At 68.8% G+C, this 17932-nt stretch carries 16 protein-coding genes; 9 read left to right on the top strand and 7 right to left on the bottom strand.

Going from position 1 to position 17932, the window contains the following annotated elements:
• Positions 1–474: 474 nt before the first annotated feature.
• From ACQ4LY_RS04285 to ACQ4LY_RS04270, 4 genes are all read right to left on the bottom strand, one after another.
• On the bottom strand, positions 475–1317 hold the full coding sequence (locus tag ACQ4LY_RS04285; protein ID WP_431074777.1) for an SDR family NAD(P)-dependent oxidoreductase: 843 nt from the start codon (positions 1315–1317) through the stop codon (positions 475–477).
• The gene (locus ACQ4LY_RS04280; RefSeq protein ID WP_431074776.1) at positions 1314–2063 is read right to left on the bottom strand and encodes a spermidine synthase; all 750 of its coding nucleotides are present in this window, start codon (positions 2061–2063) and stop codon (positions 1314–1316) included. The genes ACQ4LY_RS04285 and ACQ4LY_RS04280 overlap by 4 nt, the downstream gene beginning before the upstream one ends.
• Positions 2060–2935 (bottom strand): hypothetical protein, encoded by an 876-nt coding sequence (locus ACQ4LY_RS04275; protein ID WP_431074775.1) that lies wholly within the window; start codon positions 2933–2935, stop codon positions 2060–2062. Before ACQ4LY_RS04275 ends, ACQ4LY_RS04280 begins: the two co-directional genes overlap by 4 nt.
• 90 nt (positions 2936–3025) lie before the next feature.
• On the bottom strand, positions 3026–5248 hold the full coding sequence (locus tag ACQ4LY_RS04270) for a glycoside hydrolase family 3 C-terminal domain-containing protein (protein WP_431074774.1): 2223 nt from the start codon (positions 5246–5248) through the stop codon (positions 3026–3028).
• A 232-nt stretch (positions 5249–5480) separates the two neighbouring features.
• On the opposite strand from ACQ4LY_RS04270, the gene ACQ4LY_RS04265 reads away from it, so the two are divergent.
• The 4 genes from ACQ4LY_RS04265 (at position 5481) to ACQ4LY_RS04250 (ending at position 9695) form a co-directional block, all read left to right on the top strand.
• A complete protein-coding gene (locus ACQ4LY_RS04265) occupies positions 5481–6815 on the top strand; it encodes an MFS transporter (RefSeq protein ID WP_431074772.1) in 1335 nt (444 codons plus the stop codon).
• Between the two features lie 92 nt (positions 6816–6907).
• The gene (locus ACQ4LY_RS04260; protein WP_431074770.1) at positions 6908–7501 is read left to right on the top strand and encodes a TetR/AcrR family transcriptional regulator; all 594 of its coding nucleotides are present in this window, start codon (positions 6908–6910) and stop codon (positions 7499–7501) included.
• 53 nt (positions 7502–7554) lie between these two features.
• The gene (locus ACQ4LY_RS04255) at positions 7555–8142 is read left to right on the top strand and encodes an ArsR/SmtB family transcription factor (protein ID WP_431074769.1); all 588 of its coding nucleotides are present in this window, start codon (positions 7555–7557) and stop codon (positions 8140–8142) included.
• Positions 8052–9695, top strand: a complete 1644-nt coding sequence (locus tag ACQ4LY_RS04250) for a serine hydrolase domain-containing protein (protein ID WP_431074768.1) — start codon at positions 8052–8054, stop codon at positions 9693–9695. The genes ACQ4LY_RS04255 and ACQ4LY_RS04250 overlap by 91 nt, the downstream gene beginning before the upstream one ends.
• Before the next feature lie 42 nt (positions 9696–9737).
• On the opposite strand, the gene ACQ4LY_RS04245 is transcribed toward ACQ4LY_RS04250, so the two are convergent.
• The gene (locus ACQ4LY_RS04245) at positions 9738–10088 is read right to left on the bottom strand and encodes a TraR/DksA family transcriptional regulator (RefSeq protein ID WP_431074767.1); all 351 of its coding nucleotides are present in this window, start codon (positions 10086–10088) and stop codon (positions 9738–9740) included.
• Between the two features lie 166 nt (positions 10089–10254).
• On the opposite strand from ACQ4LY_RS04245, the gene phnD reads away from it, so the two are divergent.
• The 5 genes from phnD (at position 10255) to ACQ4LY_RS04220 (ending at position 14590) form a co-directional block, all read left to right on the top strand.
• On the top strand, positions 10255–11157 hold the full coding sequence (gene phnD, locus ACQ4LY_RS04240) for a phosphate/phosphite/phosphonate ABC transporter substrate-binding protein (protein ID WP_431074766.1): 903 nt from the start codon (positions 10255–10257) through the stop codon (positions 11155–11157).
• Positions 11154–12077, top strand: coding sequence for a phosphonate ABC transporter ATP-binding protein (phnC, locus tag ACQ4LY_RS04235; RefSeq protein WP_431074764.1), 924 nt, complete (start codon positions 11154–11156; stop codon positions 12075–12077). Before phnD ends, phnC begins: the two co-directional genes overlap by 4 nt.
• Positions 12061–12987: a phosphonate ABC transporter, permease protein PhnE gene (phnE, locus tag ACQ4LY_RS04230; protein WP_431074762.1), complete on the top strand. Its 927-nt coding sequence runs from the start codon at positions 12061–12063 to the stop codon at positions 12985–12987. Before phnC ends, phnE begins: the two co-directional genes overlap by 17 nt.
• Positions 12984–13751: a tyrosine-protein phosphatase gene (locus ACQ4LY_RS04225; RefSeq protein WP_431074760.1), complete on the top strand. Its 768-nt coding sequence runs from the start codon at positions 12984–12986 to the stop codon at positions 13749–13751. Before phnE ends, ACQ4LY_RS04225 begins: the two co-directional genes overlap by 4 nt.
• A gap of 281 nt (positions 13752–14032) precedes the next feature.
• Entirely contained in the window at positions 14033–14590 is a 558-nt protein-coding gene (locus ACQ4LY_RS04220; RefSeq protein WP_431074758.1) for a TetR/AcrR family transcriptional regulator C-terminal ligand-binding domain-containing protein, read from the top strand.
• Between the two features lie 222 nt (positions 14591–14812).
• On the opposite strand, the gene ACQ4LY_RS04215 is transcribed toward ACQ4LY_RS04220, so the two are convergent.
• Positions 14813–15136, bottom strand: coding sequence for a cupin domain-containing protein (locus ACQ4LY_RS04215; RefSeq protein WP_431074756.1), 324 nt, complete (start codon positions 15134–15136; stop codon positions 14813–14815).
• A gap of 237 nt (positions 15137–15373) precedes the next feature.
• Positions 15374–17914 (bottom strand): MMPL family transporter, encoded by a 2541-nt coding sequence (locus tag ACQ4LY_RS04210; RefSeq protein ID WP_431074754.1) that lies wholly within the window; start codon positions 17912–17914, stop codon positions 15374–15376.
• Positions 17915–17932 lie beyond the last annotated feature (18 nt).

The following is a 17932-nucleotide window of genomic DNA, read 5'->3' as shown; positions in this document are numbered from 1 at the left end:
GCGGGTCGTGCGGTCGTGCGGTTCGTGCCGTCGTGCGGCCGTGCTGCCGTGCTGCCCGCCGACTCGGCTCCGGTCGCACTTTGTGCCGTCGTACTGCCCGCCGACTCGGCTCCGGTCGCACTTTGTGCCGTCGTGCTGCCCGCCGGCTCGGTTCCGGTCGCAGTTCGTGCCGTCGTGCTGCCCGCCGACTCGGTTCCGGTCGCACTTTGTGCCGTCTAGATCGCGATGGGGCGGCACAAAGTGCGACCGGAACGCGGGGGCGGCACGAAGTGCGACTGGAACGCGGCGGGGCGGCACGAAGTGCGACCGGAACGTGGAGCGGGGCGGCACGAAGTGCGACTGGAGCGCGGGGGCGGCACGAAGTGCGACTGGAGCGCGGGGGCGGCACGAAGTGCGACCGGAACGCGGGGGCGGCACAAAGTGCGACCGGAACGCGAGACCCGGCGGGGCGAACGGCTGGCCGAGCGGATGCGGTCAGCCCGCGTCGATCCCGACGAGCTCGGCGCTCTTGTGCCAGAGGGCCTCGGCCAGCGCGGCATCCTCGATCCGCGGGTTGACTCGTCGCGTCAGCACCCGTTCGTCGTAGTACTCGCCCGAGATCCAGGTCTCGTCCGGGGTGCCTTCGATGAACCAGCTGAGCGTGCTGCCGCCCTTCTCGCTGCTGATCAGCAGCAGGCGCTTGAGCGGCGTGCGGTAGACGAACCGCATGAGCGTGTTCGAGTCGGACGCGAAGTTGGTCTGCACGGTGCCGGGATGGAAGGCGACCGAGGTCAGCCCCTCGCCGTGGAACTTCGTGTGCAGGCTCTTCGTGAACAGCACGTTCGCGAGCTTCGCGTCGCCGTAGGCGCGGTTGGCGCTGAAGTCCTTGCGGTTGTCGAGGTCGTCGATGTCGATCTTGGCGAACAGACGGTGGGCGACACTCGACGTGTTGATGATCGCCGCGTGGCCGGCGCGCAGTTGGGGCAGGAGCAGGTTCGTCAGCAGGAACGGCGCCAGGTGGTTGACCTGCAGCGTCTTCTCGAAGCCGTCGACGGTCGGAGTCTGATCCCCGAAGATCCCGCCCGCGTTGTTGGCGAGCACATCGATGCCGTCGCCGCCCACGGCTCCGGCGATCTTCGTCGCGAGCTCGCGCACGTCGTCGAGTCGGGTGAAGTCGGCCGTGAACCATTCGGCCCCGGTGTCGGCGGCGACGGCGCGCGTCTTCTCGACCGACCGTCCGACCAGGATCAGCCGGTGACCGGATGCTGCGAGCTGCCGGGCGGATGCCGCACCGATGCCGTCGGATGCGCCGGTGAGGACGATCGTCTTCGGGGTCACGACGCCGACTTCTGCGAACTGCCGACAGGTGGGGCCGAGGCGCCGCGACTGCGCGCGACGTACACGGTGTTGGACGACGTCCCGCCGGTGACGGCATTCGCGAAGTCGACCACGTGGGCGACCGCGTCATCGAAGACCGCGTGCATCTCGACCATGAACTCGTCGTCGGGCGGATCATCCGACCACAGTGCGAAGACCCCACCGGCTGCGAGGTGCCGGTCGAGTGCGCGCAGGCCAGCCGCGGTGTACAGGTCGCTGTGCGTGGGGTCGAGCTGGTGACGCGGCGAGTGGTCGACGTCCAGCAGGATCGCGGAGTATCCGTGGTGGCCGTCGGCGGGCGCTGCCCGGACCAGAGCGAAGAAGTCGTCTTCGACCAGAGTCGTGCGCGGGTCCTCGACGAGCTCCGCCGACACCGGCAGCAGCATCCGTCGGTGCCAGCCGATCACCGCGCCCAGGCGATCGACCACGGTGAGAGACGCCACGCGCGCATCGCGCAGCGCCGCGACCGCCGTATACCCGAGCCCGAGGCCACCGACCAGGACGGAGAGCTCGTCGCCCGAGACAGCAGCCAGGCCCAGGTTCGAGAGCTCCTCCTCCGCCACCGTGAACAGGCTCGACATCAGATACTCGTCGCCGAGCTTGACCTCGTAGATCTCCTCGCCGACCGCGGGCTCGGTGCGTCGGCGCAACGTCAGCTCGCCGATCGGAGTCTCCTGCCAGTCGAGCTCTTCGAATCTCGTGATCATCGCGGGTTCTCCCCGTCGTCCTCTGCGCTCGGATTCAGGGGCGCAGAGGCCGTTCCGGTCGTGGCCGCCGGGGAGTTCGTCGAGGAGGGAAGGAAGATCCTCTCGGGCTCCGGAGCGGGCACGGACGCAGGGGCTGCGGGGGATGTCGCCTGCGCCGGGAGCTCGCGGGCGACCTGCTTCTCGAGCACCTGCACGGCCTCATCGCTCAGCAGGATGAGCCCCTCGAGCTCGTCGCGCACACGCTTGTACGCGATGTTGCGCTCGGCCTGCGTGGCCGATTCGTCGACGGCGACCTTGAGCAGCTGCTGCGCGCGGTCGAGGCGTTTGCGCTCGGGTTCGGTGAAGGTCGAATCGCGCAGGCGTCGGGCATCCTTCTCGGCGATCTCGAACGCCACGGCGTATGCGCCCACGGCATCGAGGTACTCCGACACCTGCTGCTCGGTCACGGTGGCCTCGGCCGACAGTGGTCGCAGAGCATCCGCCGTCTTCTTCGCCCGCAGGAACGCGGCGACCAGCGGCTGGCGACCGTCGCTCATTGCGGGAAAGGCGATGAGCTTCGCGACGTCGAGCTCGTAGTCGAGCCAGCGGGCGGTGATCTCGTCGTGCTCGGCGAACAGGCGCTCGAGCAGGGCGTTCGGAGCGACGGATGACCGAGTGTCGACGACGGCCGGGCCGATGCGCCGCGCGTGCCCTCCGCGTGCCTCGAGCTGGGCGGTCTTGATCTCGGCCTTGAGTCGCAGCGTCTCGAGGCGCCGTTCGTGCCGACGCTTCGCATTGCGTTCCCACGCCTTCGCCGCGCCGCCGGCGACACCCATGATGGGGAAGATGATCCACCAGGGCACAGTGCCGAGCCAGCTCCAGAAGGGTTCCATGATGCACACAGCCTACTTCTCGGGCTCGACGGCGTCGCGGGCTGCGGGCCCGGGCACAGCATCGGATGCCGGGGCTGCGCCCGGTCTGCCTCAGCCGCGCTGCGCGCGTTCCACGAGGTCGACGAGTTCGGCACGCGGCAGCGGGAATCCGTCGAGACGACCGACCGGGAAGTTGCCGAGCATCTTGAGCATCTCGCCGCCCTCAGAGCCGAACTTATCGTCGATGACCGCCGCGAACTCCGCACCCACCACAGGGTCGACCAGCAGTTCGTCGAAGGACGAGCCGAGACTGACGGGCAGCACGACCTCGTCGCCGCTGACCGCGACAGTCGTTCGCGCGTGAAGATCGCGGCTCGACGACCCGAGGTCGATGACGTACTCGCCGCTCTCGACGATCCAGCGGTCGACGCGGGTGTCCCAGTACGCCAGTTCCGAGCGGCGAAGTCGCAGCTCGACCTCGACGGTCTCACCCGGCCCGATCAGCATCGACGCGAAGGCCTTGAGCTCGCGCGGCGCGCGCTGCACCGACGATCCGGGGAGGCTCGTGTACGCCTGCACGACCTCGCGGCCGGCGACCGCTCCGGTGTTCGTGACCGGCACCGAGACGACCACGTCGCCGGAGCCGTCGACGGATGCCGTCGCGTCGCCGTACGAGAACGTCGTGTACGACAGGCCGTGGCCGAACGGGAACGCGACAGGCAGCTGGCGTGCGTCGTACCAGCGGTAGCCGACCAGCAGGCCCTCGCCGTAGAGCGAGTGGCCGTGCTCCCCGGGGAAGCTGCCGAAGGCGGGGGTGTCCTCGAGGCGCAGCGGAATGGTCTCGGCGAGCCGGCCCGACGGGTTCACGACGCCGAACAGCACGTCGGCGGTGCCGCCGCCGCCCGCCTGGCCGAGCAGCCAGGCCTCGACGATCGCGGGCACCCGGTCGGCGAACGGCAGGGCCACGACCCCGCCGTTGGAGAGCACGACGACGACGTTCGGGTTGGCGCTCAGCACCGCATCCAGCAGCTCGAGCTGCGCCGCCGACAGATCGATGTGCTCGCGGTCGAAGCCCTCGGACTCCTCGTGCGCGGGGACGCCCAGGAACACGACGGCGACGTCGGCGGCGGATGCGGCGGCGACTGCCTCATCGCGGAGGGTCGCGGAGTCGGCATCCCCATCGGCGCCGATCGCGTACCCGGCGGCGAACGCGACCTCGCGATCACTGAGTGCGCGGATCTCGTCGAGCGCCGTGTCGACGCGGGTCGGATTGATCTGCGACGAGCCGGCGCCCTGGAACCGCGGCGTGCGCGCGAACTCGCCGATCACGGCGAGGTTCGCCGACGGCTGGAGGGGCAGGATGCCGCCCTCGTTGCGCAGCAGCACGATCGAGCGTCCGGCGACCTCGCGGGCCAGGCCATGGTGGGCGTCGACGTCGAGCGGAGCGGAGGCTGCCGGCCGCGACTGCGCCTTGCGCGCCAGATCGATGAGGCGGTCGACCACGGCGTCGAGAGCCGCCTCGTCGAGGGCGCCGTCCTGCACCGCGGCGACGATCTCGGCGTCGGTCCGCCCGCTGCTGCCCGGCATCTCGAGGTCCATGCCCGCGATCACACCGGCGATGCGGCTGTTGACCGCGCCCCAGTCCGAGACGACGATGCCCTCGAAGCCCCATTCGTCGCGGAGGACGGTCGTGAGCAGCCACGGGTCTTCGGACGCATAGACGCCGTTGATCCGGTTGTACGAGCACATGATCGTCCAGGGCTGGGCGTCTTCGACGACTCGCTGGAATCCGCGCAGGTAGATCTCGCGCAGCGTGCGGGGGCCGACGTCGCTCGAGACCCGCAGCCGATCGGTCTCCTGGTTGTTGGCGGCGAAGTGCTTGAGCGACGAGCCGACGCCCTGCGACTGGATGCCGCGCACGAGCCCGGCGCCCATCGCCCCCGAGACGATCGGGTCTTCCGACATGTACTCGAAGTTGCGTCCGCACAGGGGCGAGCGCTTGATGTTGATGCCGGGGCCGAGGATCACGGCGACGTCTTCGATCGCCGACTCGACGCCGAGGGCGATGCCGACGCGCTCGGCGAGGTCGGGATCGAAGCTCGCCGAGAGTCCGACCGCGGGCGGGAAGCAGGTCGCTGGGATGCTGCCGGCGAGGCCCAGGTGGTCGGTATCGCCGCCCTGTTTGCGCAGGCCATGGGGGCCATCGGTGAGCATGAGCGAGGGGATTCCGACGCGATCGATGCTCTTGGTCGTCCAGAAGTCGGCCCCGCTGGTGAGCGCCGCCTTCTCTTCGAGGCTGAGGTCGTGGGCGCGTGCGCCGGTGGGCTCGGACATGTGATTCCCTCTCGCCGTCGAGTCGGGTCGGGCTGCATCGGAAGTGCGGCATCCACTCGATCCCAAAACTTTAATCGATAAGGTTTTGTTCCACAAGACACCGTCGTCATCTGGGAAAGACGGTCTTGCGCTGAAAACCTGAACAGTCTAGGTTTTCAGCCACGGGAGCGAAACCTCGGCATATCGCGGCGTTGCGATGCCTTCCGACTCCCATCGGCCGAAGGAGGCAGGCATGAGCGGTTCCGCAGCGGGTACGCCGTCGGGAATGACGACGGCGACGGCGGTCGCACGGGAGCATCACTGGTTCACCGAGCCGACCGAGCCGGCCAAGAAGGGCTATGTCGCCTGGCTGATCATCGCCCAGTTCATCTTCTTCGTCGCCCTGCTGGGCCCGGCGGTCGTCGGCATCGGTCTGAAGATCACAGATCTGCAGAACGCGGGCGCGATCGCTGAGGGTGCCGCGGGCTTCAACACGGCATCCGCGATCCTCGGTGGAGTGGGAGCGTTCTTCGCCACCGTCGCGAACGTCGTCTTCGGCCGGGTCTCCGACCGCACGACGAGCCGATGGGGACGCCGACGCATCTGGATCGTGCTGGGTACCGTCATCATGGCGATCGGCTTCGTCTTCATGGCGCTCGGCCCGAGCCTGCTCGTCGCCACGATCGGCTGGGCGATCGCCCAGCTGGGGGCCAACATGACCCTCGCGCCGTTCGTCGCGACGATCGCCGACCAGGTGCCCAAGTTCCAACGCGGATCGATCACCGCGGGTCTCGGCATCGCCCAGAACCTCGGCATCGTCGGCGGTGTCTACGTCGCAGGCTGGTTCTCGTTCAGCCTCTTCATCGTGTTCGTGATCCCCGCGATCCTCGCGATCATCGCCATGGTCGTCTTCGCGATCGTGCTGCCCGACCGCGTGCTTCCGGTCAAGCCGCCGCGGATCAGCATCCGCGAGATCATCCAGACGATCTGGGTCAGCCCGGTCAAGCACCCGGACTTCGCCCTCGCGTGGTGGTCGCGGTTCCTCATCACGTTCGCGAGCTTCGGGTTCACGACCTTCCGCTTCGCCTACATGGGCTTCCACCTCGGCGTGCCCGAGGAGGAGATCGGGCTGCTGATCGCCAACACGACGCTCGTCTACACCGCAGCGCTCGTCGTCACGGCGTGGATCGCGGGAAAGATCTCCGACAGGATCGGCAAGCGCAAGGTCTTCGTGTGGACGTCGACCGCGCTCTTCGCCGCCGGCACGTTCGCGCTGATCTTCATCCAGGACGTCCCGTCGTACTACGTCCTCGAACTGCTGCTCGGCGCGGCGTACGGCATCTACGTCGGCGTGGATCTCGCGCTGGTCGTCGACGTGCTGCCGAACCCGGATGACTCGGGCAAGGATCTGGGCGTCTTCAACATCGCGAACGCACTGCCGCAGACGGTCGCTCCGCTGATCGGAGGGTTCGTGCTGGCGGCGACCGGCGGTGCCAGCGGTGCCGACTACACGGTCTGGTTCACGGTCTGCGCGGTGGCGGCACTGATAGGCGCCGCGGTGATCTTCCCGATCAAGAGCGTGAAGTAGCGGCGAGGGCGAATGGGGATCGGATGCCAGGGGGCGCATCCGACCCCCGTAGTCCCGCTCGGCCGTTCATCGGATTCTCTTAGAATGACGTGATGGCACGACGGGGGCAGTATGCGAAGGGCGCGGCGAAGCGTGCCGAGATCCTCGCCGTCGCGCTCGACGTCGTCGCCGAGCTGGGCACCCGCAAAGCGTCGAACCGCGAGATCGCCGCACGCGTCGGGCTCACGCAACCCGGCCTGATGCACTACTTCAGCACCCGCGAAGAGCTCTTTCTCGAAGTCCTCCGGGCGCGAGACGAGCGCGACCACGAGCGGTTCTACTCGCCCCAGCACGGGTTCCAGGGCTTCCTCGATGTCATCGCGCACAACGCCACCGTGCCCGGCCTCGTGCGTCTGTACGTCGAGTACTCGGCTGAGGCGACTCTCGAGGGGCACCCCGCTCGAGCGTTCTTCGAGCAGCGTTTCGCCTGGGTGCGCACCCTGATGGTCGAGGCCGTCGAGCAGGAGCAGGCGGCCGAGCTGATGGGGCCGGATGTCGACGTCGCGTATGTCGCCGACCTGGTCATCGCCGCGGCGGACGGGCTGCAGGTGCAGTGGCTGCTCGACCCCTCGATCGATATGGCGGCCCGGCTCTCTCGACTCTGGAACGGCATCCGCGCCGCCTCCTGGCCGACCGTTCTCGCCTGACCTTCGCCACGTATCGGTTTTCCGTAATTACGAACTTTTGATAGGTTCGAATCATGGAACCGGATACCGCGAGTGCGATCGAGCGCCGACTAACTGACCTGGAGAACGAAGTCGCGCGGCTTTCTGCCCTGGCAGAACCGGCCGCCGCCCCCTCCGCGGGTGCGGCCGACGAAGGGGCTGCAGAGCGCGACATCGAGCACGCGAACGCGGATGCTCCGGATGCTGACGCGGCACCTGCTGGCTCTGACGACCCGCTCTGGTTCGTAAACGAGCTCGGCCGTCGCGCGCCGGGCGCCGTGATGATGGCGGGAGCGGTCGATACGGCCGCAGGACCCGTGCGCTGGCAGTACGGCCTCATGGCTGACGGCCTGCTGTCGGAGGACTGGAGCGATCTCGCCCGGCCTCTCGAAGCGCTCGGTCACCCCGCTCGCATCGAACTCGTCCGTCAGGTGATGCGCGGCGCGCACACCACGGCTGAGCTGCTGCAGCTCGAGCATCTCGCATCGTCCGGCCAGCTGTATCACCACCTGCGTCAGCTCGTCTCTGCCGGGTGGCTCGTCTCGCCCCGCCGTGGTCACTACGAGGTGCCCGCGGCGCGCGTCGTGCCCCTTCTCGTCCTGACCATGATCGCTTCGAGCTGAGGAGCCCCACTGTGACAACCCCCTCGACGTCCCCGACATCCATCGACCCCGAGGTCTCCGCGAGCACACCGGAGGCGTCGCGCCGCCGCCCGACCCGCGCCATCCTCGGCGTGATCGGCGTCGCCACCATCGTGGGTGTCGCGGCCGGTGCGGCGATCGGTCCTCAGCACCAGACCGTGAGCGCATCCACGGCGGGGGATCCGGGTCTCGCCGACCGCATCCGCTCTCTCCCCGGCAGCCTCGACAGCTTCCGCGCTCTCTCGGTCGCCGAGATCGGTCCGGATGGCGCGACCTTCGCGGGTCTCGGCGACGCCGACCCACGAAACCCCGGAGCGCCGACCGCCGACACGGTGTTCGAGCTCGGATCCATCACCAAGACCTTCACGGGGTCGCTGTTCGCCGAGGCGATCGAGCGCGGCGAGGTCAGCCCCGACGACACCCTCGCCCAGCATCTGACCGAGCTCGAGGGCACGCCGGCCGGTGACGTGACCCTCACGTCGCTGTCGCAGCACTCGTCGGGTCTGCCCGGCCTCGGAGCCACGGCGGCCGAAGCGGCGGTCGCCGGCGTGCTGCTCAATGAGAACGCCTACGCGACCACCACGACCGAGCAGCTGATAGCCGATGCGGCCGTGGCTCCGGTCGACCCCGACCAGGGGGCGCTCTATTCGAACTTCGCCGTCTCGCTGCTGGGTACCGCGCTCGTCGAGGCGGCGGATGCCGACGACTACGCCACCCTGCTCGAGGAGCGCATCACGGGTCCGCTCGGCATGCATGACACGGTCGTCGCGGCATCCGCCGACGAGGTTCCGGCCGACGCCGTGCCCGGCTTCCTGATCAACGGCGTTCCAGCGCCGCGGTGGTGGGGCGAGGGATATCTGCCCGCGGGGTCGTCGACCTTCACGACCATGACCGACCTCGCGCTCTGGGCCCAGGCCAACCTCGACGGCACCGGGCCCGGTACTGCGGCGCTCGAACCGACCGCGCCGATGGGCGAAGGCGCCGAGATCGGCTGGGGCTGGATCACCTCGGCATCCTTCTCGGGCGACGGCTTCCAGACGTGGCACAACGGCGGCACCGCGGGATTCCGCACGATGCTGACACTCGACCGGGATGCCGGAACGGCCTTCATCGCGCTGTCGAACTCCGTGGCCCCTGCCGACTACATCGCGATGTCGTACGCGTCCGGCGCCCCGATCCCCGAGGTCGACGCCCCGACTCAGACCGTCGCGTGGGGCGTCTTCGGACTCGCGCTGCTGTTCGGCCTGATCGCGCTGATCCGCTCGTTCCGGGCGAAGGCGCTGCTCCCGTCGATCAGCGATCTGATCTGGGTGGCCTTCGGACTGCTGCTGCTCTGGCACAGCGGACCCTGGTTCGCGGTCGGCGGATGGCTGTGGGGCATCGCCCTCGCCCCCGCGCTCGCGGCGATCGGCGTGCTCGTCCTTCGCGCCTCGCGGTCGCCGCTGCCGTTCCAGCCTCGCCGCCGCGCCTGGCTCTGGTGGTCGGTCGCCGTGATCGGCGCCCTGCTGGTGGTCGGCGTCACCTTCCTCTGGTGACGTGAGGTGGGGTCCGCGCCCGGCGATCGGCCCGACAGATCGTCAGAGGCCGAGCTTCTCGGCACACGCGACGCAGTGCGTGGCGAACGGGCGCACCTCGAGGCGCCCTGCCGGAATCGGTCGGCCGCAGTTCGCGCAGACGCCGTAGGTGCCGGCATCCAGGCGTGAGATCGCGTCGTCGACCTGCTGGAGTTCGGATGCTGCCGCTTCGGCGAGACCCGTCAGCCGCGACCACTCCGATGAAAGTGTGACGCCCTCGGGATCGTGCTCGTCGTCGTCGTTCGAGCCCTCGCGGTCGTGCATGAGCTCGGCGAGGGTCGCCGCCGTCGACGCGACCCGAGACGCCGCCTCGATGCGCAGCAGCGCGAGGCGAGAGCGAGCATCAGACGTCATCCGCACACTCTAGGCCGCGGCTCCGACATCCGCGCCGCACGCCGTCACCAGTCGTTCATCCAGCGTTCCGTTTCGAGTACGCCGGTCTCGTAATTGCCTGTCACCTTCGCGAGTTGGAATACTCCTGTTCTCGGAATTCGGGAACGTCTCCTCCCGAAAGGTCATCATGCGCCGCCTCACCCTGCCCGCCGTCGGCCTCCTCGGCATCGCCGCACTCGCTCTGACCGGCTGCCAGAGCCCGTCTGCCGAAGCGGCCCCCGCCGACCCGAACGCTCCGATCACGATCGCGACGATCCCCGTCGGCGAAGACCCCACCGCCGAGAACCCGATCGAGGTCTTCGCCGAGCTCCTCGAGGCGGCCACCGGTCGCGACGTCGAGATCACCGATGTGCCCGACTACCTGAGCGTCGTCGAGGCGATCCGCGCCGACCACGTCGACATCGGCATCATGAGCGGCTTCCCCTCGGCCCTCGCCGTCAACACGGGCGAGGTCGACGCGCTGGTCGCGTTCCAGGGCGACGGCAAGCCGGTCTCCACCTGTGTCGTGCTGAACGACTCGCCTATCGAGACCGTCGAGGACCTCGAGGGCAAGACCGTCGCGTTCGCCGACCAGGCATCGAGCTCGGGCTACTTCATGCCGGTGTACATGATGCACGAGGCGGGTCTCGAACAGGGCACCGACTATGAGGCGATCTTCGCCGGCGGGCACGAGGGCAGCTTCGCCGCACTCCAGCAGGGACAGGTGGATGCCGCCTGCACCGCCGTCATGCTGACCGAGCTCGGCGCCCCGATGTTCCCGTTCGCCGATGGCGAGTGGCGTGCAGTCGGCGAGAGCCCGGCCATGGACATCCAGGGCGCCGTGCTCGGACGCCAGTCGCTCGACGCCGACACCCGCAAGGTCATCCAGGAGGGCATCGCCGAGGTCTTCTCGCCCGAGAACGCCGAGCGCCTCGGAGCCTACGGTGCCTTCGCCGCCGCCGAGCAGACCGTCGACCCCGACGGATCGTCGTTCGCCTCCTTCGCCGAGATCGCCGCGGTCGCGGGCGTCGAGCTCAAGGACCTCAAGTGACGAGTCCCGCACTCTCCGCCCTCGGCTCACGGGAGAACCCAGACGGAGCGGCCCCCGCACGGCGCGCCGCGTCTCGACATGCCGAGCCGGCATCCGCTGGTCTGAGTTTTCCGAGCACGGACGCCACCCGCACCCCCACTGCCGAACTCCGTCAGTCCTTGCCGCTCGTGACCGTGCGCGACCTCAGCGTCGCATACGACGCGACCACCGTGCTCGACGGTGTCGATCTCGACCTGTTCCCGGGCGAGATGGTCGCCCTGCTGGGTGCCTCGGGGTCTGGCAAGTCGACGCTGATGCGCAGTCTCACCGGCTTCGCCCCGATCTCGGCGGGCTCCGTGCGGGTCGCGGGGCACGACGTCACCAACCTCGGGCGCGGCGAGCTTCGCACCCTGCGGTCGGATGTCGGACAGGTGTTCCAGCAGTTCAACCTGATCCCGCGGCTCAGCGTGCTGACCAACGTGCTCACGGGCGCTCTGCACGGCGCAGGAGCCATCAACATGATCGGCGGCTTCTCGGGTGCGCATCGTCGCCGCGCGCTCGAGCTGCTCGACCGGGTCGGCATCGCCCACAAGGCGAACGCCCCCGCCCGCTCGCTCTCGGGCGGACAGCAGCAGCGCGTCGCGATCGCCCGTGCACTCATGCAGCAGCCCAGGGTGATCCTGGCCGATGAGCCGGTCGCCTCGCTCGATCCGAAACTCGCGGACTCGGTACTCGAACTGCTGCGCGAGATCGCCACCGAAGACGGCATCCCCGTGCTCGTCAGCCTGCATGTGCTGCCGCTGGCGCTCGCGCACAGCGACCGCATCATCGGCCTGCGGCACGGACGGATGCTGGTTGCCGGCGCCACATCGCAGCTGGATGCCGCGGCCCTCGCGCCGCTCTACGACGACGAGGAGCACGACGATGACGCTCACCACTGATCCCCGCTCCACAGGTGGTCCGACGGGTGATTCGGTAGGCGGCGCCGCGGGCGGTACGTCCGGTCCGACGGGCTCGACCGAGGGGAAGACCACCCGCCCGTCGACGCGCCCCGCGCTCGACGCGGCCGAGCGCTCTCGCCTCGAGCGTGCCTTCCGGGTGCCGCGTGCGCGGTTCCTGATCGGACTTCCGATCGCCGCGCTGCTGCTGATCTGGTCGTTCAACGGCGCCGAGTTCAACTTCATCAAGCTGGGCGACGGAGCGGTCAACATGGGCGAGTTCCTGTCGCGTCTCTTCCCGCCGGACTTCTCGAAGATCGGCACGATCCTCGCGCTGCTGCTCGAGACGTTCCAGATGGCGGTCGTCGGCACCGTGCTCGGGGCGGTGCTGTCGCTGCTCGCCGCCTTCGGGGCCTCGTCGAACATCGCGCCGAAGTGGGTCTACTACCCGACGAGATGGGTGATGAACATCATCCGCTCGGTGCCAGACCTCGTCTTCGCGCTCATGTTCGTCTCGGCCGTCGGACTCGGTCCGTTCGCCGGCATCCTGGCCATGACCCTCGGATCCATCGGGTCGATCGGCAAGATCTTCGCCGAGGCCATGGAACAGGTCGACCGCGGGCCCGTCGTCGCGATGGAGGCCGTCGGCGCGTCGAAGAGGCAGGTCATCCAGTACGGCATCCTGCCGCAGGCCGCACCGCTGCTGACCTCGTACACGCTGCTGCTGTTCGAGGGCAATGTGCGCGGCGCGACCATCCTCGGCCTCGTCGGCGCAGGCGGCATCGGTCTCGAGTTGACCACCGCGATGCGCATGTACGACTACGGCCACCTCAGCGCCATCATCATCTGCATCATCGTGCTCGTCACGGCGATCGACCAGGGCAGTGCCCTCATCAGAAGGAGAATCACATGACCATCGCCGACATCGACCTGGTGCTCAGCGCCCCCGTCAACCTGCGCGACCTCGGCGGAATCCCGATCGATGGGGGAGTGCTGCGCGAAGGTCTCGCGATCCGCACCGACGACCTCGCCTACGTCACGACCGAGATCGCGTCTCAGCTCGTCGCGGCAGGGCTCACCGCCATCATCGATCTGCGCTCTCCGATGGAGGTCTCGGTGACCGGCCGGGGCCCGCTCGCCGACTACCCCGTCGCGTACCACCACCTGCCGCTGATCGCCGATGTCGGGCGCTCGATGGGCGAAGGGGCCACCGAGCTCAGCCACGACGCGATGGGCCAGATGTACCTGCGGATGGTCGAGGTCGCCGCACCCCAGCTGGTCACGGCGTTGAACGTGATCGCGCACACCCCGGGGACCGCGGCCTTCCACTGCGCCGCCGGACGGGATCGCACCGGTGTGGTGGCGGCCATGCTGCTGCTCGCGCTCGGGGCGACGGATGACGACATCGTCGCCGACTACGCCCTCACCGGCGGCAACATGGTCGCGATCATGCAGCGCACAGCCCCCGTGATGGGGGCGATGTGGAAGGCGCTCGGATTCGACGCGGATGCCGTCGCCTCGACCTCGTCCCTGCTCGAGGGGTCGATGGAAGTGTCGATGCGCACGCTGCTCGACACGCTCCGCGAACAGCACGGCGATGCTCTCGCGCCGCTCCGCGATGCCGGACTGTCGGATGCGACCGTCGCACGGCTCCGCGAGCGGGCGCTCGGGGCGTGACGGCTGTGGAGGTGGATGCCGTCTCTGGTGCTGCCGACACTGTTCCGGTCGCAGTTGTGGCCGCTGCGGATCCCGGCGCCGGTGTTCCGGTTGCAGTTGGTGCCGCTGTGGAGGCGGGTGTCGGTGTTCCGGTCGCAGTTGGTGCCGCGTCCGACCCGATGCGCACGGCACGAAGTGCGACCGGAACTGCGGGCGCGAGGGCTGTGGGCGGGAAAGCTGCGGGCGCGATGGATGCCGGGGCTGCTGTCCGCCGCCGTCCCGGTCGACCGCGTGATGAGGACATGGACGGACAGATCGTCGCCGCGACTCTCGGGATCATCGATGCCGGTGAGGAGGTGACCGTGAGCCGCGTCGTCGCGCGGAGCGGCGTGAGTCGCGCCGCGCTGTATCGACGGTGGCCGTCGCTCACGACGCTGATCGCGGCAGCACTCGACGTCGGGCGCACGATCCCGCCCGAGTATCCGGATGGCGTCGATCTGCGCGAGGCGTTGGTCGACGGGTTCGGACTCGGCGGCAGCAGCGTCGCTCTCGCCGTCTCGGGGTATTCGGAGGAGCGTTTCCGGCAGCGCATCCGTCTCGTCATGTCGGACCGTGCCCTGCAGAAGGCGTACTGGCAGTCGCATGTGTCGCGGAGGCGAGTGCCGCTGGTGAACGCTCTGCGCGCCGGGATCGCGCGCGGAGAGCTGCGGGCCGATCTCGATGTCGAGGCGTGCTTCGACGCGATCGCCGGCACCGCGTACTACCAGATCGTGGTGCGCGGCGATCGGATGGACGACCCCGCGGTGGCGGCACGGCTGCGCGCCGCGGTCGACGTGATCTGGCGCGGGATGGTCGCCTGAGCCGCGCCCCGGTGTCCGTTATCCGCGCATCTGCATGCTCGGATGACGGATGCAGGTCGAGAACCCCAGATCCGGCCTGCATCTGTCATCTGGGCATGCATCCGTGCGGACTCCCGCTGGTTCACTCGGCTGGTGGATCCCCGGGTGGCGGACGAATCGCCGTCAGCCACGCCGCCAACCGGGATTCGACCAGAGAACCGGAAGGTCAGCGAGCGCGAGCGGCTACTCGAGCCACTCCGTGATGAAACGGTCGCTGGCATGGATGTGGGTGGCCTCATAGGTGCCGCCGTCGAGCACTTCGAAGCGGTGGTCGACGAGCGCCGGAACGACCAGCACCTGCCCTCCGGCCCCGACCACCTGCTCGTCACCGACGGTGAACAGCGCGCGGCCGCGGTGGATCACGAAGGTCTCGACGTACGGATGCCGGTGCAGCCGTGGCCCTGCGCCTGGTCTCACGATGTACTCGCGCATGATGCTCACGGGGGAGCCGATCAGGTAGCCCTCGATATCGGCATCGTGGGCGGCGTCGACGGGATGGATCGTCATGGTGCCTCCTTGCTCGCCGAGGCTACCCACGCGAGCCCGAGCACGGAAGAGGACCTCGCGAGTCGGGGGGCGAGCGTCGACGGCTCGTGTTCGTGCACGCCGCACGCTGCGCGCTGCACGCCGCGAAGGAGAGATCACGCATCGAGGACCGATCCTCGGATGGACTCCTTCGATGCGCGATCTCTCGCTTCGGAGCGAACTCCCCGTGGTGTCGACCTCGCCCGACTGGAGCGACGGTCAGCGCGCGTCGGGCGTCTCCGTGCTCGGCACGACCTGAACCGTATCGGTCCGCACGCCGGGGTGGTCGCGCTCGAGCGCGGCACCTTCCATGTCGACGTTGGGGAGGATGCGGTCGAGCCACCGCGGCAGCCACCAGGCCGAGCGACCGAGCAGGTGCATGAGCGCCGGCATGAGCAGCATGCGCACGACGAAGGCGTCGAGCAGCACACCGAAGGCGAGGCCGAAGCCGATCGAGCGGATGATCGTCGACTCCGAGAAGATGAACCCGCCGAACACCGAGACCATGATGAGGGCTGCCGCGATGACGACAGAGCGCCCGGCGCGGAATCCCTGCGCGACGGCATCGCGAGCTGACGCTCCGTGCACGTACGCCTCGCGCATTCCTGAGGCGAGGAAGAGCTGGTAGTCCATCGCGAGTCCGAACAGGATGCCGACGAGGATCACCGGCAGGAAGCTCAGGATCGGCCCCGGGCTGTCCAGGCCGATGAGGTCTGCACCCCAGCCCCACTGGAACACGGCCACGATCAGGCCGTAGGTCGCGAACAGTGAGAGCACGAACCCGCCGGTGGCGATGATCGGCACGAGCAGCGAGCGGAATACGACGATCATGATGAGCAGTGAGAGTCCGACCACGACCACGAGGTAGAGGGGCAGGACGCCCGCGAGTGCCTCGGAGATGTCGATGTTCGTCGCAGCCTGCCCGGCGACGCCTAGCGTGACGCCCCCGTCGAGCTGCGGCAGCGCGCGGATGTCCTGCACGAGCTTCTCGGTCGACGCGCTGTTCGGGCCTTCGGCCGGGAGCACCTGGAAGGCCAGCAGCGTGTTGTCGTCGGACGTCGCGATCGGGGCGACCGCGACGACATCGTCCTGATCGGCGATCTTCTGGGCGACCTCGACCTGGGTGGCGAGGAGGTCGTCGTCGCTGACCGCATCGTCGAGGGTGGCCGTGACCAGCAGCGGCCCGTTCGCGCCTTCGCCGAACTGCTCGTCGACGATGTGGAACGCGCGGTAGCTGGTCGAGTCCGAGGGTTCGCTCGCGCCGTCGGGCAGGCCGAGGCGCATCGACATCGAGGGGATAGCGACGATCAGCAGGGCGATCACGCTGACGAGCACGGTGACGATCGCGCGCAGCGTCGACATGCGCGTGACCGGTTTGCCGGCGGCGTGCGGCTGACCGATCGTGGCGCGGGCCTTGCCGCTGAGCAGGCGGGTCCCGACGAGTCCGAGGATTGCGGGAGCGAGGGTGATCGCGACCAGCACGGCGACGGCGACGCAGACCGCGCCGACGGTGCCCATGAGTCCGAGGAACGGCACGCCCGTCACATTGAGGGCGAGCAGCGCGACGATGACCGTCGTGCCGGCGAACACGACCGCCGTGCCCGATGTGCCGGTCGCGAGCCCGATGGATTCCCGAACCGGAACGCCGTTGAGCAGCTGCTTGCGGTGTCGGTTGACGATGAACAGCGAGTAGTCGATGCCGACGGCGAGGCCGAGCATCACACCGAGCACCGGGGTGACGGATGCCATGTCGACGACACCCGAGAAGGCGAGGGATGCCGTCACACCGACGCCCACCCCGACGACGGCCGTCACGATCGGCAGCGCGGCGCCGATGAGCGAGCCGAGCATCACGATCAGCACGATCGCGGCGAACGCGAGGCCGATCGCCTCACCGACGCCGAAGATCTCGGGCACGCCCTGCGCGATGTCGGTGCCGAAGTCGACCTCGACGCCATCGATCGGGGACGACTCGAAGTGCTCGATCGTGCCTTCCTTGACCTCTTCGGAGAGCTCGAGGCGGGGATCTTCGAACGAGACGTTGACGATCGCGGTCGAGCCGTCGTCGGACACGACGCCGATGCCGTTCGTGAGATCGAGGAGCGTGGATCCGAGGTCGACCTTCTCGGAGTTGGCGTCGAGGTCGGCGCGCGACTCGTCGATCGTCTTCTGCTGGGCATCGAGTTCGGCGAGCTGGGCGTTGAGTGCGGCGATCTGCGCGTCGAGCTCGGCGAGCTGGGCTGAGGGAGCGCCACCCGCCTCTGCCTGTGACCGAGCGGTGGTGAGCTGTTCGAGACCCGCATCGAGCTGGGTGCGTCCGTCGTCGAGCTGGGCCTGACCGGCATCCAGCTGGGCGCGGCCCCCTTCGATCTGGTCCTTGCCGTCGGCGAGATCCTGCGCCTGCACGGCCTGCTGCTGCTGAGCGTCGAACGGGTCGACAACCGATGCGACCCCGTCGAGGTCTTCGGCGCTCTTCGCGAGGTCGGAGATCTCCTGCTTCTGCTGCTCGGTGAAGGCCGAGCCGTCGGTCGTCTGATAGACCACGGTCCCGGTGCCGCCGGCGGTGTCCGGGAGCTTCTCGGCGAGCTGGTCGGTCACGGCGCCAGAGGCGGTGCCGGGAATGTCGAAGCTGTTGCTCAGGGTGCCGCCGAGCGTGAGGAACGCGCCGACGCCCAGGCCGAGGATGATGACCCACGAGACGATCACCGTCCACGCCTTGCGCGCAGCGAAAGAACCCAGACGGTAGAGCAGTGATGCCAAAACGATCTCCTTAGACGA

The sequence above is a fragment of the Microbacterium phyllosphaerae genome, assembly GCF_050628115.1.
In the GTDB taxonomy this organism is placed as follows: Bacteria; Actinomycetota; Actinomycetes; order Actinomycetales; family Microbacteriaceae; genus Microbacterium; species Microbacterium phyllosphaerae_A.
Note: the sequence above shows the minus strand (reverse complement) of the source record. Positions and strands in the feature narration are given on the sequence as shown.